The sequence below is a fragment of the Metallosphaera javensis (ex Sakai et al. 2022) genome (assembly GCA_021654415.1).
GTDB classification, from domain to species: domain Archaea; phylum Thermoproteota; class Thermoprotei_A; order Sulfolobales; family Sulfolobaceae; genus Metallosphaera; species Metallosphaera javensis.
In genome coordinates, this window is record AP024487.1 from 34,285 (window position 1) to 49,917 (window position 15,633).

General features: G+C 47.3%; 16 protein-coding genes and 1 pseudogene. 6 read left to right on the forward strand and 11 right to left on the reverse strand.

What is annotated here, in order from left to right; translation table 11 throughout:
- Nucleotides 1–89: 89 nt before the first annotated feature.
- The 3 genes from QVC96_RS00185 to QVC96_RS00195 form a co-directional block, all read right to left on the reverse strand.
- Nucleotides 90–1,514 (reverse strand): APC family permease, encoded by a 1,425-nt coding sequence (locus QVC96_RS00185; RefSeq protein ID WP_287689603.1) that lies wholly within the window; start codon nt 1,512–1,514, stop codon nt 90–92.
- Nucleotides 1,515–1,677: 163 nt separating this feature from the next.
- The gene (locus tag QVC96_RS00190; RefSeq protein ID WP_287689604.1) at nt 1,678–2,286 is read right to left on the reverse strand and encodes a helix-turn-helix domain-containing protein; all 609 of its coding nucleotides are present in this window, start codon (nt 2,284–2,286) and stop codon (nt 1,678–1,680) included.
- A gap of 397 nt (nt 2,287–2,683) precedes the next feature.
- Entirely contained in the window at nt 2,684–3,043 is a 360-nt protein-coding gene (locus QVC96_RS00195; RefSeq protein WP_287689605.1) for a hypothetical protein, read from the reverse strand.
- A gap of 396 nt (nt 3,044–3,439) precedes the next feature.
- Between QVC96_RS00195 and QVC96_RS00200 the strand changes: the two genes are divergently transcribed.
- Together QVC96_RS00200 and QVC96_RS00205 are read left to right on the forward strand one after the other, a co-directional pair.
- The gene (locus QVC96_RS00200; protein WP_287689606.1) at nt 3,440–3,883 is read left to right on the forward strand and encodes a hypothetical protein; all 444 of its coding nucleotides are present in this window, start codon (nt 3,440–3,442) and stop codon (nt 3,881–3,883) included.
- A 606-nt stretch (nt 3,884–4,489) separates the two neighbouring features.
- On the forward strand, nt 4,490–5,344 hold the full coding sequence (locus QVC96_RS00205; protein ID WP_287689607.1) for a DUF3782 domain-containing protein: 855 nt from the start codon (nt 4,490–4,492) through the stop codon (nt 5,342–5,344).
- Nucleotides 5,345–5,492: 148 nt separating this feature from the next.
- On the opposite strand, the gene rfbC is transcribed toward QVC96_RS00205, so the two are convergent.
- Complete coding sequence (rfbC, locus tag QVC96_RS00210; protein WP_287689608.1) at nt 5,493–6,047, reverse strand: dTDP-4-dehydrorhamnose 3,5-epimerase; 555 nt, start codon at nt 6,045–6,047, stop codon at nt 5,493–5,495.
- A 393-nt stretch (nt 6,048–6,440) separates the two neighbouring features.
- Nucleotides 6,441–7,412 carry a dTDP-glucose 4,6-dehydratase gene (gene rfbB / locus QVC96_RS00215; RefSeq protein ID WP_287689609.1) on the reverse strand — a complete coding sequence of 324 codons (972 nt, stop codon included), beginning with the start codon at nt 7,410–7,412 and terminating at the stop codon, nt 6,441–6,443.
- Nucleotides 7,413–8,379: 967 nt separating this feature from the next.
- Here rfbB and QVC96_RS13840 point away from each other — a divergent pair.
- Together QVC96_RS13840 and QVC96_RS13845 are read left to right on the forward strand one after the other, a co-directional pair.
- Entirely contained in the window at nt 8,380–8,649 is a 270-nt protein-coding gene (locus tag QVC96_RS13840; RefSeq protein ID WP_425597965.1) for a hypothetical protein, read from the forward strand.
- A gap of 115 nt (nt 8,650–8,764) precedes the next feature.
- Nucleotides 8,765–9,109, forward strand: coding sequence for a transposase (locus tag QVC96_RS13845; protein ID WP_425597966.1), 345 nt, complete (start codon nt 8,765–8,767; stop codon nt 9,107–9,109).
- Here QVC96_RS13845 and QVC96_RS00225 read toward each other — a convergent pair.
- Both QVC96_RS00225 and QVC96_RS00230 read right to left on the reverse strand, forming a co-directional pair.
- The gene (locus tag QVC96_RS00225) at nt 9,077–9,613 is read right to left on the reverse strand and encodes an IS630 family transposase (protein WP_287688834.1); all 537 of its coding nucleotides are present in this window, start codon (nt 9,611–9,613) and stop codon (nt 9,077–9,079) included. The two genes, QVC96_RS13845 and QVC96_RS00225, sit on opposite strands and share 33 nt — an antisense overlap.
- Complete coding sequence (locus QVC96_RS00230) at nt 9,585–10,073, reverse strand: helix-turn-helix domain-containing protein (protein ID WP_238027283.1); 489 nt, start codon at nt 10,071–10,073, stop codon at nt 9,585–9,587. Before QVC96_RS00230 ends, QVC96_RS00225 begins: the two co-directional genes overlap by 29 nt.
- Before the next feature lie 174 nt (nt 10,074–10,247).
- On the opposite strand from QVC96_RS00230, the pseudogene QVC96_RS00235 reads away from it, so the two are divergent.
- Nucleotides 10,248–10,478: pseudogene (locus QVC96_RS00235) on the forward strand (hypothetical protein); the annotation flags it as partial.
- A gap of 55 nt (nt 10,479–10,533) precedes the next feature.
- Here the strand turns inward: QVC96_RS00235 and QVC96_RS00240 are convergent.
- The 3 genes from QVC96_RS00240 to QVC96_RS00250 form a co-directional block, all read right to left on the reverse strand.
- Nucleotides 10,534–11,361: an FkbM family methyltransferase gene (locus QVC96_RS00240; RefSeq protein WP_287689611.1), complete on the reverse strand. Its 828-nt coding sequence runs from the start codon at nt 11,359–11,361 to the stop codon at nt 10,534–10,536.
- Between the two features lie 85 nt (nt 11,362–11,446).
- Nucleotides 11,447–12,493 (reverse strand): glucose-1-phosphate thymidylyltransferase, encoded by a 1,047-nt coding sequence (locus QVC96_RS00245; RefSeq protein WP_287689612.1) that lies wholly within the window; start codon nt 12,491–12,493, stop codon nt 11,447–11,449.
- 349 nt (nt 12,494–12,842) lie between these two features.
- Complete coding sequence (locus QVC96_RS00250; RefSeq protein WP_287689613.1) at nt 12,843–13,889, reverse strand: glycosyltransferase family 4 protein; 1,047 nt, start codon at nt 13,887–13,889, stop codon at nt 12,843–12,845.
- Between the two features lie 200 nt (nt 13,890–14,089).
- On the opposite strand from QVC96_RS00250, the gene QVC96_RS00255 reads away from it, so the two are divergent.
- Nucleotides 14,090–14,890, forward strand: coding sequence for a glycosyltransferase family 2 protein (locus tag QVC96_RS00255; RefSeq protein WP_287689614.1), 801 nt, complete (start codon nt 14,090–14,092; stop codon nt 14,888–14,890).
- Between the two features lie 131 nt (nt 14,891–15,021).
- Here QVC96_RS00255 and QVC96_RS00260 read toward each other — a convergent pair whose 3' ends face one another.
- Nucleotides 15,022–15,258 carry an FkbM family methyltransferase gene (locus tag QVC96_RS00260; protein WP_287689615.1) on the reverse strand — a complete coding sequence of 79 codons (237 nt, stop codon included), beginning with the start codon at nt 15,256–15,258 and terminating at the stop codon, nt 15,022–15,024.
- Nucleotides 15,259–15,633: the final 375 nt, after the last annotated feature.

The following is a 15,633-nucleotide window of genomic DNA, read 5'->3' on the forward strand; positions in this document are numbered from 1 at the left end:
GAATTCCCTTTAACTAAGTTAAAGTATCTGTGTAAATGTTCCAGTTAGACATGAAAAGTGTTGCCTTAACAAGGGATAACTCCTACGAACTAGAGACTGTAGTCCCCAAACCTGCTTAATCTCTCTGGATATCTCCTCTTCATGACGTAATACACTATTACGTGAATGACCAGCACAGCCCATGCCGCATACACGGCTACATTTAACGGAAACGCCGGTGCCGGATACGTCCCGAAATATATGGTGGCAATGTACGCACCCATGGAGATTACGGGAATTATCACGTGCTTCACGATGTCAGGCTTCCCAAGCTTCACCTTTCTTCTGATCAGCGCCAAGGCCGCAAACAGGTGTCCCAGGGCAACATAAAATGACCCGAACGTTATTAGGAAGATGCTTGCCTCCAGCGGTCCCAGAAGGTAACCAGTAAGAAGGCAAAGCGCCCCGGCTATGGCTCCAGTCAATATTATTGCGTTACCGGGCGCGCCATGCCTATTCACCCTGGAGAAACTGCTAGGATACAGTATTCCGTCCCGCGCCATCCCGTATATCATTCTGCTGCCACTGGTTGCAAAGGATATTATGGAAGAATTGAACATGAACGCAACCAACACTATTAACAGGTCCACAACCACGGGACTGAAATACTTGCTGTAAATTATCACCATTGGATCAGGAAGAGAGGCGTAGTTAAACATGTTGGAAATCCCGTAAATCACCGTCTGGGCATAGGAATTGAGAATTAGTCCAACCCCAAGCAATCCAAACCCCAGAAGAAGTGCCCTGGGCATGGTTCTCTTGGGCACCTTGGCCTCCTCCGCAACACCTATGGGAGTCGTGGCTCCCCCGAAGGTCGTTATGGCGAAAATCATTGACACCAGTATGAGAACCCAGTCGTTATTTACAGGGGATGCTGTGAACACGCTAACGCTGTTGTGACTTCCCGCCACCGCTATTAGGTAGATGGAGGTTATGACCAGGAACCCAATGGAAACCAAACCTATAATAAGGTTAAGGAGGCCACCCGGCTTCACGCCCAACCACATCACCAGGGTAACCTCGAGGGTCAGTATCACCGTAATCAATGCCCATAACCAGGGCATAGTTGAGGCTATACTTGGGGATATCAGGTATAGAAAGGACGCCAGACCAAGGATACCGAAACCAGCGGTGCCCGCAACTAAGTACTGATATATGTAACCATATCCCACAGTGAACGCGGCCAAGCTACTGTTGAGTCCCTTCTTCATGATGGCTACGTAACCATAAGAGGATGCCACGTCCTTGGTCCATTCATATATCACGATTAACGTGGTGGCGTAAATCAGATAGGAGAGTAAAACCACCAGGGGCATAGCTCCCCCTGCTATCCCCGCAATCCCCACGAAATAGAGCGTGGCGACAGCTATGGGCGCATTTGCTGCTATACCGTAACTTGCCACTAACCACGTCCCCAGCACGTCCCTCTTCAGGCTAGGCTGAGCTTCATTTTCCAGTTTCTTTTTCTCATCCATAAATACAAATGCAATTATGAGGATTTTTTACTTTACTGCAAATAATTATTCATTAGCTTCCAAGATTAAACGTTTAACATAGTTAAAGGGGAAGCTTTTAAAGTATAAGTAAGGTGATTAAAGGCAGTTAACTATCATTTAAGAATTGATGAATTTGATGAGGCTAACCAAGATCATAGGATGATATGATCTTGTTAATGGAATTTCTCAGGTGATACAGGAAATCTTGCTTGGACACTCCAAGGCTTTCGGCAATGTCCTTGGCCTTAACAGACCTGGGATAGTTAAAGTAGCCCATGGATACTGCAGTTTTCAGCATGAGCATCTCCTTGTCCGTTAACCCAGAACCCAACAGCTCAGGGAACTTCATCTCCTCAACCGTCAGGTTACTCACCTTAAACCTTTCACTAAATTGATTCACAACGGTTTTGCTTGTTGTGATCATCTCCCACTTCTCCACACCGGCCTTAACCACGTTCCTGTACTCCAGGATGTTGCTTCCCGACTCAAGGATGGCCCCGGATATGGTGGTATCTAGATCCTCGAGGAATTCAATTACGTATCCTCCCTTCATTTTTCTGAATTTCAGGATATCGTCCACATTACCTGAGGTCTTGAGATCCTTAACAATCAACTTGGGAGAGGCCACGAGGACGTGAACCTTCCTCCTGTTGTATTGTGAAAGTCTTAAAGTGATGACCCTGTCATCTATCTTGCTTGTCCAACAACCCTCGTGTATTAGTGAAAACTTTACCCTGTAAAGCTTCTTCATTCCATCTTTAACTAATGCTATCTTGTTTAATAAACTCAACATATGATATTTTTTAAAAAAATCAGTGGCTCAGATCATCCGTGATATTAAAGATGAAAACCGATCAAATTCTCCCCCTAAAAATGATACGCTTTGAACATGAAGGCAAATCCTAGGGTCATTTTTAATTCTGGTTGAGACCTGATGAGAGATGTCTAGCGAGAGAGGGTCTCCTGAATCCGAGGAGACCAAGAGTGGAGAGATCCAATTGATGACAAGAAACTTAAACTCATCTTAGAAAGATTCTCCTTATGTCCGATGTCTTGTAAATCTCTCTGCTCATTTTGAGAATATTGAACCATTGCCCTACCCTTTCACAATATTCCTCTCTTATTTTATTTTCCTCGCATAAGATTTTCTACCTCGTTAATCCAGCTACGTAATCTGCGGAGGAAACCCAAATATCCTTATCCTTTCCTCCAACCTCAACGGTAAAGCTGCGTGAAAATCCCGTTTTAACCCATTTATGAAAATTGTTTACCAGGAGTGCCTTTTGATCCGCCCCGAGGAGAGGGTTTCTATCGTATATTACCTGAACAGGCGTTCTCCCTGTGCCCTGTACCTTCCCTAGTTGAAGGGCCACTAGCTTGCCGTAGACCTCCAAGGCCAGGTCCTTAATGTCCTCTTCCCTCACTATCACAATCCCTGTTGCTTTGATACGAGTACTGAGAAATACTGTGAACTGCCCCACCGTCACTGATAGGGCTTCTTGGTTCATTGACCATGCTCGATCCCCTCTCACCCACAGCGGAGGTTCCGTCGAATGGAACCCATCCTTGACGCCCCATGTGGGAGGGTTACGGAGGCATCGGTCTCCGCAAGCTTGACTTCGGTTCCATCCCTAGGTGGCCATCCCACGTGACCACACGATGGGGTTCAGCAGGCCCACAATGGGACTACCCCACATTGTTGTGTATTTAAGGAGTCTTCAACCTGAAATACACAACAAACCGAGCTAGCCCCGGATAAAAAGGAGTTATTCAAGAGAGCTGACGACCCTAAAAAGATAGGACATAGGACAATCACCAGATCCGGCCTTAAGGAGATTCTGCATTTTACAATTGAGCTACTACCCAAAGATACAGCTAAAGAGTTCAAGCTGGTGTATAGAAAGATGATTGACTACATTAACACTCCTCGGATAAATAAGCGTACCTTCAAGGAGTTTTTCGATTTAGACAAAGAAATATTAAAAGTAATAAATCTTAGATATATGGATTCGGAAACTAAGGAGCTCATTGAAAGATGCTATGACTCGATGCTAACCAACGAAGAGGCTGAGGTTTGCAAGAAGCTTGACCCCAATTTGCTTAGAGCGATAAAAGAGAATATACATCTAATACCTCAGGCACTTTCCCTTCTCGATCTAGGGATACAGGAGATATTTGAGCTGATGTTGATATCAGCGTATTTGGAACGTGCTGCAGAAGACTTAATGAGATACAGTTACGATAGAACCCAGGAAGATGAACATTACATTGGCGATATAAAGGAACATCAAAGGGAAATATTTAATGTGCTAGATGGGGCTAACCAGTGGTTGGAACCCCCTATCTGAAAACTTGGAATTTGAGGAATCATGTGCTAGATGGGGCTAACCAGTGGTTGGAACCCCCTATCTGAAAACTTGGAATTTGAGGAATCAATGGAACTATTGTTAGAGACATTAGAATCGTTATGAACTGCCCCGTGCCCATAAAATACTTTTGAACCACTTCTACGGGAAGCTCAACCAAGAATATGGTAAAGATGACTCCACGAGGAGGCTTTACTGAACCTCTCAGGATCGGGCGAAATCAAGTCATTGACGTGATCAAGAAACTTTCATGAGTGAAGTCCCTGATTCCCAGCGAAGCATAAAACTTCACTAATTTTGACTATTTTTATCCCTGAGTAGTGCGTTATCCGGAGGGCACCGGGTAAAAACTTACTGGGGCCTAGCTCGGTTTATTCTGCATTTCCACGTTAAAGGGTTCTTAAATACACAGCAATATGGGTAGCCCCAGCTGACTATTACGCCTAACCTTTCTTATATAAGGCCCGAACTTCCTAAGTATTTCAAGCTAGTCTTCACCCCTCAATGTTCGTGGTGACTTTGGATGGCGTGAAGGGATTCAATTCTCAATCCAAAATAGCTTATTATCTCATTGTACGAACTTAACTTATGAGTTTAAGGAATGAATTCCTTAGATTGCTCAAGGAGGACCCGGAATTTAGGAGGGAAGTTATGGGATGGTTGGGCGTCTCTCCCGAGGATCTAAGGGAGCTTAAGGACTTAATGAAGGACATGGTGAACATACTGAATAAGGTAGTGGAGATACAGGCAAAGACGGTCACTGAAACAGCTGAAGTGAAGGATAGACTCAGTAGGTTGGAGAAGGCTGTGGAGGAGTTGGTTGAGGCACAGAGGAAGAGCGAGGAGAGGCTAGGTGAGCACAACGATAGACTCAGTAGGTTGGAGAAGGCTGTGGAGGAGTTGGTTGAGGCACAGAGGAAGAGCGAGGAGAGGCTGGATAGGTTGGAGAAGGCTGTGGAGGAGCTCACCAAGACTATGAAGGAGTTGGTTGAGGCACAGAAGAGGAATGAGGAGAGGCTCATTAAGTTAGAGGAGGGCCAGCTCCGCCTGGAGAAGAGTATAGGGAGCATAAGCTCTCGCTGGGGATTCAATCAAGAGGCAATGGTGAGGGACTTCATGGGAGAGATCTTAAAGCAGGAGGGTCTAGACATTTCTCAGATAAGTAGCTACACCTACGTAGATGAGAATGGCACCTTTGGGGAGAAGGGAGGTATTTACGAGGTCGACATCCTCAAGAGGGACGGGACCACCTACCTTATCGAGGTTAAGTCCTACGCACAGCCCAAGGACGTCTCCAGGTTCAACCACACCTGCTATGTTGTGTCCAAGGTTCTTAACCTAGAGAAACCAGTGAAGATGATGGTCGTGAACGTGGCCACTGGAAGGGCACTGGAGAGGGCGAATTACCTAGGGATCAGGTTAATTTACGGCGAACTAACCTAGATCTCCTTGAAACTTACATGCTAACATGATGACGCCATGTCGCGTTGAAAAACTCGAATCAAGTCAGGATTCCAAGTCCGCTGAAGGCCCAGGTTCGCGCTTGATACTAGCGTGAACATCTCCTCAAACCTTCCTTCAAGTGCTCTCCCTAACAGAGGTCCATTCCATACTCAAAGTTTGCCCTGGACTCCCTCAGGCGGGGTAACTTCCTGTCCTTCTCCGACACTATCACCTCGTTAAGGGGCCACCTCACTCCCACCTCCGGGTCATTCCACGCAATCCCCGAGTCATGTTCTGGAGAGAACTCCCTCGTCACCAGATAAATCACGTGGGAGTCCTCCAGCGCCTGAAAACCGTGGGCGAAACCTGAGGGAACCCAAAGGAACTTTCCCGGGACCAGCTCCTCACCTACCCACTTCCCGTAAGATGGTGAACCCCTCCTCAGGTCAACCGCCACGTCCAGAATCCTTCCAGAGATCACCGTGACCAGCTTTCCCTGAGGTTTTGGCATTAGCTGAAAGTGAAGTCCCCTGACAACCCCGCGTCGAGAGAAGGAGTGGTTCATCTGAACGAACCTGCAGGGAATGTATTCCCTGAACTCGCTCTCTTTGTAGAGCTCCTGAAAGAAACCCCTCTCGTCGTGAAACTGTTTGCCCTGAACCAGGACAACCTCCGGGATCTTGGTCGTGGTAAAGGTGAACATGGTGTGATGGGTGATTCAGGACTTATAGCCTTTCTCCTCCCTCTCTTGACGCCATGACCGTCTTTGAAGGTCAGGTCCCGTCGTGAGCGAAAGGACCTCATACTGAGTTACCAAAGACGGCATCGCACTGAAGTGTTTGATGCTAACAGATCCGTGACGCCTTCACTGAGTTTTGATCAATTATCCTCTACTATCACACGATCCAGAGAGCCTGAGCAACCTTAGTACTTTGTGTAAGTTTTTGCTCAATACTCTTTGAACGGTGCCCGTGCCAGAGGATAAAAAAATCAAAACTGGACATCCTATATCGTTGTGTATTTAAGGAGCCATTAACGTGAAATACACAACAAACCGAACTAGATCAAAACTACTGCACAGATACTAACGCCTGCCTCACGACTTGAAGGGTGTCTCCCCCAGCACGCGCTCGTCCACTCCCTCCCACCACCACCTGTTCCTCAGGTACCACTCCACCGTGAGCCTTATTCCCTCCTCAAACCTCACCCTCGGTCTCCAGCCCAGCTCCCTCACCCTGGTGGAATCCACACTGTACCTGAAGTCGTGACCTGGCCTGTCCTCCACAAACTTCACCAGCCCTGGCTTTCCCAGGAGGGAGAGAACCATGTTCACCACCTCTAGATTTGTCCTCTCCTCCCCCGAGGAGATGTTGTAGATACCGGGCTTTCCCCTCTCTGCCACTGTGAGAATAGCCTCGCAATTATCGAGAACGTAAATCCAGTCCCTAACGTTCTTTCCTGTACCGTACACGGGAACCGGCAGGTCACGGAGGGCGCGGATGATCGTCTTGGGTATGAGCTTCTCAGGAAACTGGTAGGGACCGTAGTTGTTTGCGCTCCTCGTGACGCGAACGTCCAGGTGATAGGTGCGGGAGTAGGCCATGGCCAGGAGGGTTGCGCCAGCCTTGGAGGCAGAGTAGGGGGATGAGGGGTTTAGGGGATCTCCCTCCTTGAATGAGCCCGAGAAGATCTCCCCGTACTCCTCATCTGTCCCAACCTGAATGAACACCGCGTTGTCGTGGTAGCGCCTCACTCCCTCGAGGAGGTTGGCCACTCCCAAAACGTTGGTGGACACGAAGGAGAGGGGGTCCTGGATGCTACGATCCACGTGGGACTCAGCAGCGAAGTTGAAGATAAAGTCAGGCTTTTCGCGTCGGATCAGGTCCTGGATACGCGGATCACGTATATCCATCTCAACTGTCCTTACGTTAACCCCCTCCAGGTTTCTCCTGTTTGATCCCACGGAGAAGTTATCCACAACCAGAACGTCCAGTGTACCAGAGATCATCCTCACGAAGTTAGATCCAATGAACCCGTAACCTCCCGTGACCAGTGCTTTACCTTCCATGGTGGGAAAAGTGAGTAGTGGATATTAACCCTTTCCTGTCCTCAGAATATAATGAGCAGGAAATTTGAGTGAGGTTAAGGGAAGTCATTTTTAGTTGAATAGTGTTGGATATCCCAAACTAAACATCGTCCCGGCTGGTTAGGGGTGATTTAGGTCCTCATTGTGAATTGTAATTAGTTAATCTAGATGAGATGATCAAAATAGATCCCTGTCGTACTGGATTCTCCTCAACGCTGAGGGATTTCGCTTCACGCCTATAGGTTATATTCCAGATCCCTTGGATTGGCTTCAAGAACCTCTCTTATCCTTCCCCAGTGCTTCCTTGACCTATCCGACTTCAGCCTATTCCTCAACCCATCCCTGTATCTGGTGACCCACTTCTTGACCGAGAGTGAAACCCCAAGGATCTCTGCTACATGTATTCCCTTATCCTGTCAATTGGGAATATCTTAACCTCGCTATTCTCTGCCTCACTCTGGTATTCTCTTCCTAGCTGTAGGCCTTCTCTGATTCATGGACTCTATGAATGCGTGATACCAAGATAAAAACTTTCCAAAGTACTAACGGACAAAGTAGACCTAGTCCGTCACCGGCTCCCTCAAAGTCATGAGGAGAAGCTGTTACTTCTCTGGCCTAATCGCCCTTCAACGCCTGTAACTTGAGGCATTCTTCTCTTTTACATGTTCAAGCATTGTATGTCTTATGTGTTTAGGGTAAAATGCATGGGGGATAGGCTCATTCCTTTATACCCTCTATTGTACCGTGATAATGTAGGTCATATATCAAGTTATTATGTTTGAATATTCTAAAACGCCTAAAACCATGATTTCTTAGTTTACTAATAAGAAGTTCCCGGGCGATTCAGGTTTCCATTGCGAATTGTAATTAGTTAATCTACGTGAGATGATCAAAATCAATCTATCATTTTTCAGTAATACTTTAAGGGGGCCGAACACGATGTCATACCATGACTAAGCTAACTATCGAACCCGCGTACCAACTCCAGGAGGAGTTGGTACACATCGTGTTCGACCCCGTATTTCCTAAGCACTGGCTCATAAATAAACCTGTTGAGGAGGTGGAGGAGCTAGCGATGAGGGAGGCGGAGGAGGTAAGCCCGAGGTACGCGAGGGGGAAGAGGATCAAGAGGAGGGGTTACGCGAGGTACAGGTTCCTAACTGGTTTCTCGGTGGTGATGGAGGGCAGGAGGATTGAGTACAGGCTCAGGTGGACGTGAGGTTGCCCGCGTATGACGGGAAGGGTAGGGTGAGGACGGGGGTTGAGAGGGAGTTGCTGAGGGAGGAGGAAGCTGTGCTCAGGAACTCACGTTCTACTCAGTGCTGGGAGGGAAGATGAACGCGAGGCTCTGGACCCCTGAGCTTGAGGTTGAGGGAGACTTCCAGTACGTGATAGCTGACGGGAAGTGGGTCAAGCTCAGGGGAGGGAAGGGAGTCCTCCTGGTGGCCATGGGCGTCACGCGCGAGGGAAGGAGAGCTGTGCTGGACTTCCTCCTGGCTAAGGAGGAGGACGCGAGGAGTTACTGGAGGCTTTTTGCAAGGGTGTGGAGGAAGTTCAACTTCAAGCTCGTGGTTGCGGACATGGTCAGGTCCGTGGACTCCGCGCTTGAGCTCTCGGGAATAGACGCTAGTACTTTGTGGAAGTTTTTATCCATTGTTTTCTACCTCTATTTCATCTAAATCCAGATATTGGACCACATCAAGATTAAACTGATCGTGATGTTCCTCGAAGAACCTCCTCACCTCCTCCCTTGCCTCTTCCACGTTGTTGAAGAACCTGTTCGCAAGGTGGAACTTCAGGTCCTTGAAGATCCTCTCCACAGGGTTTAGCTCTGGCGAGTACTTTGGGGTGAAAACGGGTCTCACTCCCCTTCTCCTGAACAGGTCCAGGATAGCCCCCGTCTTGTGGGAGGAGTGGTTGTCAAGGACGAGGTACTTGGTCTCCCTGCCCCACTTCCTCTCCATCCTGTAAACGAAGCTCTTCATGTTCTTGCTGGAGAGGGAGTTGTAGAGGGTGTACAGCACCTTCCTTGAAATGGCGTCAAGGGCGAGGAAGACGTAGAAGTGCTGGAAGCCCAGGTTCACCCTGATCCTGGGCCTGGAACCCCTCCTGGCGAGGCACCTCCTCACCGTGGTGCCCACCACCACCCTTGTCTCATCGAAGAACGCTATCCTGCGTCCCATCAGTTCCTTCACTTTTTTTAAAATCGCGGTGCTTCTCCACCTCGGCCCTGGCGTTCACCGGCCTGGGCGTCACGAAACCGTACCCCAGCTGGTGCACTACCCTGTAAAGGTGATACCTATTGTAAACTATCCCCCTCTTCCTCAGCTCAGCGTTCAGCGCCCTCATGGTCCACCCCTCCAGGTTGTATCCCAGCTCCCTGGGACTTGTCTCCAGCACCTTCTTCACCTCCTCGCTGGAGTACTTCCTGGGCCTACCCGACCTTGGCCTATCCCTCAACGCTCCGACCCCTCCCCTCTTGTACTTCGCGACCCACTTCTTCACCGTTGAGTACGAAACCCCGAGGACCTCGGCCACCCTGTACTCCCTGAACCCGTCCACGAGGTACATCTTCACCCCCAGTATTCTCTGCCTTATCCTAGCATTCTTTTCCTCCCTGTAAGCCTTCTCTAATTCCTCCACATTCTATATTAGTAATACCAAGATAAAAACTTTACCTAAGTACTAGCGAAGAGGCAGCTCTGCCTCAACCACGTCAAGAGGCGCCTGGACCGCGACGAAAGGAAGGAGGTCGACCTCCTCGTGTCTGGCCTGCTCGCCGAGTTACCTGACAGGATCAAGGAACTGGTGGAACGCGGTCTCCTCTCCTTCACCTCCCTTCCTCAAGAACTTCAGCGCCTCCTCTCCACCAACAACCTGGTGGAGTCCTTCAACTCCCTGGTGGAGAGGAGGAGGTTCGGCAAGTGCCACACGCCCCACAGGCTAACCCAGATCGTCTGGGCCATCGCCGATAACTACAACATTTTGGATAATTTTTTGCAGAAATGGAATAATATCCATATATTTAGCGTTTTCTTTACGATCTAGACGTTTCCACTCAATTAATCCTACATTGAATAATGAGAAATGAAGGAACTAGAATTCAATTCGCAATGAAGACCTGAATGGCCCGAAGTTCCCTTCCATCATCTCTTTTATTAACTAGATCTGGAGAATATTCAATTCTTACCTTTCTAAACTTGCTTATGGCAGGATCATCTATAACATCAAATTCCGCTCCCTTGATGTCCAGATCTAGCAAATACGGTTCGTCAATATTAAATTCTCTCAAAATAGTAGATATGCTGACACTTCTCACCTCTATCGTCTCCAGCCCTTTCTGCTCATATATGGAACTTCCACCAGAACCGCGCGGGTTCACGGGAAATTTTACAACGCCGTCCCTTCCAATAGCGTAGTTCTTCATCGTTACCCTCTCTGACAATTCCGGATTTAGGGAAATATTTTCTAAGGCCAGTTTATAGCTAATGGGGTCGGGCTCAAAGGAGTAAACCAGCGCCCCGTGAGTCGCGTAGTATAGGGCAGTATCCCCCGTGAACCCACCAGCTTGTACCACCACTTTCCCTTCAAGGTTTGGATCATAATGAATATCATATAGGAAAGTTTCAGCAAATATAAGAGTATCAAAACCTTCGAGCTTAAACTTTATGTTGTTAGGTAAAATAACTATTTTCCTATCATGATCCAATCTCCAATATCCCTCCTTGTCAGAAAAAATGACTCCATGATCCAGGTTCAGAAGTAACAGATTGAATACATATCTTTTAGTTTTTGTATCAAATCTTAACCTGTACCCCTCTCTGGTAATAAAAACTCCACTCTGTTTAAATAAATACGTAAAGAGGTTATGGAAACCGTGTGGCTTTGATAATATGTCAAGACCTATCCATAAACGATCCTTCAATGACATTCGTTCTCTCTAGACTGTGAAGATAAGACGCTAATATCTCTTCTTGCTTCAAAGGAACTAAAGACTGGCTTTCGCTGGCAAAATATTACAGTATAATCTTAGACCTGTCTCCCACCACCAGCCTCGTGACCCTGGGAATACCGGGTTTACTCTCCACAACCACGTTATTCCCCAGGATGCTGTCGCTTATCCTGGCGTTAACTCCCCTGATCTTAACCTCCTTCATGAGGATCGAGTTCTCTATCTCCACGTCGCTGAGCTCACATCCATCCCAGATTGAGGTGTATGGGCCAATGTACACGTTGGGACCTATGACGCAGTTCCTTCCCACGACAACGGGTCCGCGGATTGTGACGTTCTCCTTCAGGACTGTCCCTTCCCCTACCTGAACTCTTCCCTGGATTGTGGCGTGGTCGTGATGAAAGGTACCCTCGAGCCCATCCAGAACAAGCTGATTTGCCTCGAGCAAGTCCTCGGGCTTCCCCGTATCCTTCCACCACCCCTCCACGTGAACCACCTCCACGCGTTTGCCGTCATCCACCATCATCTGGATAACATCGGTAATCTCGTACTCCCCTCTCCAGCTTGGCTTCAGTTTTCTTGTGTAATCGTGAATGATGGGGGTGAACACGTAAACGCCCACCAACGCTAGGTTTGAGGGTGGATCCCTGGGCTTCTCCACCAGTTTCTTCACCCTCCCGTTCTCCAGGACCACGACACCGTACTGCCTCGGGTCCTTAACGGGGGTGACCCCTATTACGGCGTCAGCGTGGGTCTCGTTAAACCTGTTCAGAAACTGGGAGATCCCGTTCTGGAGCAGGTTGTCCCCAAGGTGCATGATGAAGGGCTCATCCAGATATGGCTCGGCCTTCATCACTGCGTGGGCCAGCCCCAGCGGTTCCTGCTCCACGTAATGAAAGGTCGCGGGGTACCTGGAACCTATGGCCTCGGTGATTCCCTCTTTCATGGGGCCTAGAATCACTGTGATGTCGCGGATTCCCGCGTTGATCAGGTTCTCCACGGCGTAAAGGACCATGGGCTTATTGGCAATGGGAATGGTATGCTTGTTCCCCGTGTGGGTCAGGGGTCTTAACCTGGTACCGTGACCTCCTGCAAGAAGTAATCCCTTCATGAAGTGGGATTAAACTTGAGCAAAATAAACTTCTCTATGGAACGTGATCACACTGGAAACTTCAGATCTCGTCAACTAGGTCGTCGCTAGTAGTTTTGATTAATTTTTATCCTCTGGCATGGGCGCCGTTCAGAGAGAACTGGGTAAAAACTTACACAAAGTACTAGGGTAAAGATATAAGATAAGGGGAGCCCTGACGAAAAGAGCCCCTAAGACCCTTGTCTTCCTGATCTCGTCAGGATAAAGGTGGTGTAGGCCCCTGAGACGGTCTGGTCAATAAATCCCATGTGCGTTATGGGAAAATGTGCATCAAAATACAGGTCCAGAAACGCCAAGATTCCCGAGTGAGTCACGACTCAGCCACTTCCCTCATCTTCTCGTAATACTGCTCCGCAGTTTTCTCCCAGTCATATTTAAGCGAACTCTGATAACTGGCCCTGGAGAACTCCCTCATGACCCCCTCGTCCAGAAGGTATTCCACCCGCCTGGCCATGGCATCCAGATCCTTGTATGGCACAAGAAAACCATTTACCCCGTCCTGAATTATCTCGGGAATTGATCCGCGGGCATACCCCACCACAGGTGTCCCGCAGGCGTTGGCCTCAACCACGGTCATTCCCCACCCCTCAATGAACGAGGTCGAGAGTACCACCCAGGCCCTCTGGTAGAGCTCCACCTTCTTCTCCTCGGGTACCCTTCCCAGGTATTTAATGTTACTCTCCCCCTGAATGGCGCGCCTCACCTCACCCTCCAGCTCACCTCCTCCCGCGATGATCAGGGTAGCACGTCTCCTTAAGCGCCTGAACATCTGGATGGCGTCAAGGGGATTCTTATACCTCTTCATCCTCCCTATCCAGAGAATCGTGGGAGTTGAAGACTTCTCCCCCGGGCGATAAAGGGAATGGTCAATCCCGTTATGAATCACCGTTACCCTGGATGGATCCACCTTCAGGGAGACTAGGTCCCTCTTCGTCGTGTTGGAGACCGAGATTATCCAGGGGTAACTCCTCACCCCTTTCTCCAGTTGCCTGACCAGAAGGGCGGTCAGAGGATTAAGCTCGTACTTTACCACCTCCTGATGAACATGATGAACCAGAGCAATGGACTTCCTGTTAACGAGGTAGGAGAAGAAGGGAACCGCGTGGGCAACACTGTCCACTACCACATCGTACTCCCTAGCGAAGCGCAGAGAGTGAAGATGAAGTGAGACTTGATTACCCGCATGCAGGAGCTTCACTCCTTCCACAGTGTTGGGAGGAGAACCGACAGCCTCACTTAACCAAGATACGTCAACCCCGCGCTTAACCAGCCTTTTCGCAACCTCAAGGATTACGTTCTCCGCCCCGCCCGCCTGAGGATGGTACACGTCTCTATGATTCACGAACAGCAGTTTCACAGTGGGTGATATACCGGTACTTCATTAAAGCTTCTTCCTTCAGGAACATGCGAATTGTCAGTGACTGTCAGGAACTTCATGAAATACTAAAGAGCCGAATTAAAGGCATGGAAGACCTGAACGACCCTTTAGACGTGGATAATAAACTGCTTACTCTATTAGATGATAGCGTTTTATCTCTCTTAGTTTAATATTTAATGATGATTTCGATAGAGATCCCAGTACTTCACGGCAAATATTTACGCGATGTCTTTGAATCCATTCGTTCACAATCTTTTCAAGATTATGAGGTCATCATAGTAAATTCTGGTCCGCCTTTAATTTCAGACTTAATTAAAGAATATGGATTTAAGGAGGTTGAAGGAAAAAATTCAAAGCTGTTACACGCTAGATACCAGGCTCACCTCGAATCTCATGGCGACTTCTCCTTGATTTTAGACGAAACAAGATACCTAGAAAAAAACGCGTTGCTAAAGCTTTCCTCCTTAAAGAGCGATATGACAATCATCCATGAAACAGAAGTGGCAGAAGGGGGAAAATCAATCTGGGTTAAAGGAGCTCAACTTGATAAAGATAATATAATTTATTGTAATTCTGTCGAATCAATTAAAGGATTTGCGTTACCAAGATATTTTAACTCAAAAATTCTATCTAAATCGTTCACCTCTCTCCTCAACAATTTAGGTGAAAAATTCTATGATGTAGTATTTCCTGACCATGAATTAATTTACTATGAAGCTTCAAAGATTTCCTCAGACGTCAACATTGTGAAAGATCCACTAATTTATCATTACGGCGATTCTTCATTGTTCGAAATACTTAGAAAATATTACAGATATGGAAAGACCATCAACGTATTGAGAGGAACAAAATATAATAATTTTCTATCTATAAAAAGGAAAAAGAGGAATATATGCAAAGGAACTATAAAAGACAAACTCATCCTTTATATTCTTTACCTATCTAGAGGTATTCCTTTCATTTTAGGTAAATACTTATGATATCAATATTAAATTATTAATTTTAAATATATAGTTTTAAACTTACCATTTACTTTTCTAACGGCTATAAACATAAGATTAGTATACTTCATGAGTAAGAGTTCTCCATACACTAACCCCTAGTTAAAGCCTTACCTTCTCTCTGCGGTAGATGATCTCTCAGCATAAATGAAACCCAATTCCATCACTTTTCCTTTCCTAGGTTCAGTATATCTCACTGAGAATCCGCATCCCTCAAGCTTCTCCTTCAGGTCCCTATATCCGTAATGATACTCCATCTGTATCATCACAATCTTTTCCAAGACATCATCCTCCAACAAGTTATATTCATATCCTTCGCAATCCATCCTGAGAACTGCCCTGTCCACTCTGTACTAGGTTAACAGTGTCTTCAACGAGAGAATTGGTATGGTAGGACCGTTCTCTGCAGACACCAGTTGAGAACCTCCATATGGCACAAAACTGATGACAATCTTCACGCCCCCGTCCCTGCCATAACCTGCGTTGAGAGAGTCAGTAACGCACAATGTTCGGCTTATTCTGATAGAGAAGTATAGATAAATGAGTTGAATTAAGTGGTCAGGGCGATTCAGGTTTCCATTGCGAATTGTAATTAGTTAATCTACGTGAGAAGATCAAAATCAATCTATCATTTTTCAGTAATACTTTAAGGGGAACACGATGTCATACCATGACCTCGACTCAGATACAAACCGCGTATCAACTCCAGGAGGAGTTGGTAC

Excerpts from the sequence above, each read along its gene's own strand:
- QVC96_RS00190 (WP_287689604.1), bottom strand. The coding sequence starts at position 2,286 with ATGAAGAAGCTTTACAGGGTAAAGTTTTCACTAATACACGAGGGTTGT.
- QVC96_RS00195 (WP_287689605.1), bottom strand. The coding sequence starts at position 3,043 with ATGAACCAAGAAGCCCTATCAGTGACGGTGGGGCAGTTCACAGTATTT.
- QVC96_RS00200 (WP_287689606.1), top strand. The coding sequence starts at position 3,440 with ATGATTGACTACATTAACACTCCTCGGATAAATAAGCGTACCTTCAAG.
- QVC96_RS00240 (WP_287689611.1), bottom strand. The coding sequence starts at position 11,361 with ATGTCATTGAAGGATCGTTTATGGATAGGTCTTGACATATTATCAAAG.
- QVC96_RS00225 (WP_287688834.1), bottom strand. The coding sequence starts at position 9,613 with ATGGGACGCAGGATAGCGTTCTTCGATGAGACAAGGGTGGTGGTGGGC.
- rfbB (WP_287689609.1), bottom strand. The coding sequence starts at position 7,412 with ATGGAAGGTAAAGCACTGGTCACGGGAGGTTACGGGTTCATTGGATCT.
- QVC96_RS00185 (WP_287689603.1), bottom strand. The coding sequence starts at position 1,514 with ATGGATGAGAAAAAGAAACTGGAAAATGAAGCTCAGCCTAGCCTGAAG.
- QVC96_RS13845 (WP_425597966.1), top strand. The coding sequence starts at position 8,765 with ATGAACGCGAGGCTCTGGACCCCTGAGCTTGAGGTTGAGGGAGACTTC.
- QVC96_RS00255 (WP_287689614.1), top strand. The coding sequence starts at position 14,090 with ATGATTTCGATAGAGATCCCAGTACTTCACGGCAAATATTTACGCGAT.
- QVC96_RS00245 (WP_287689612.1), bottom strand. The coding sequence starts at position 12,493 with ATGAAGGGATTACTTCTTGCAGGAGGTCACGGTACCAGGTTAAGACCC.
- QVC96_RS00205 (WP_287689607.1), top strand. The coding sequence starts at position 4,490 with ATGAGTTTAAGGAATGAATTCCTTAGATTGCTCAAGGAGGACCCGGAA.
- rfbC (WP_287689608.1), bottom strand. The coding sequence starts at position 6,047 with ATGTTCACCTTTACCACGACCAAGATCCCGGAGGTTGTCCTGGTTCAG.
- QVC96_RS13840 (WP_425597965.1), top strand. The coding sequence starts at position 8,380 with ATGACTAAGCTAACTATCGAACCCGCGTACCAACTCCAGGAGGAGTTG.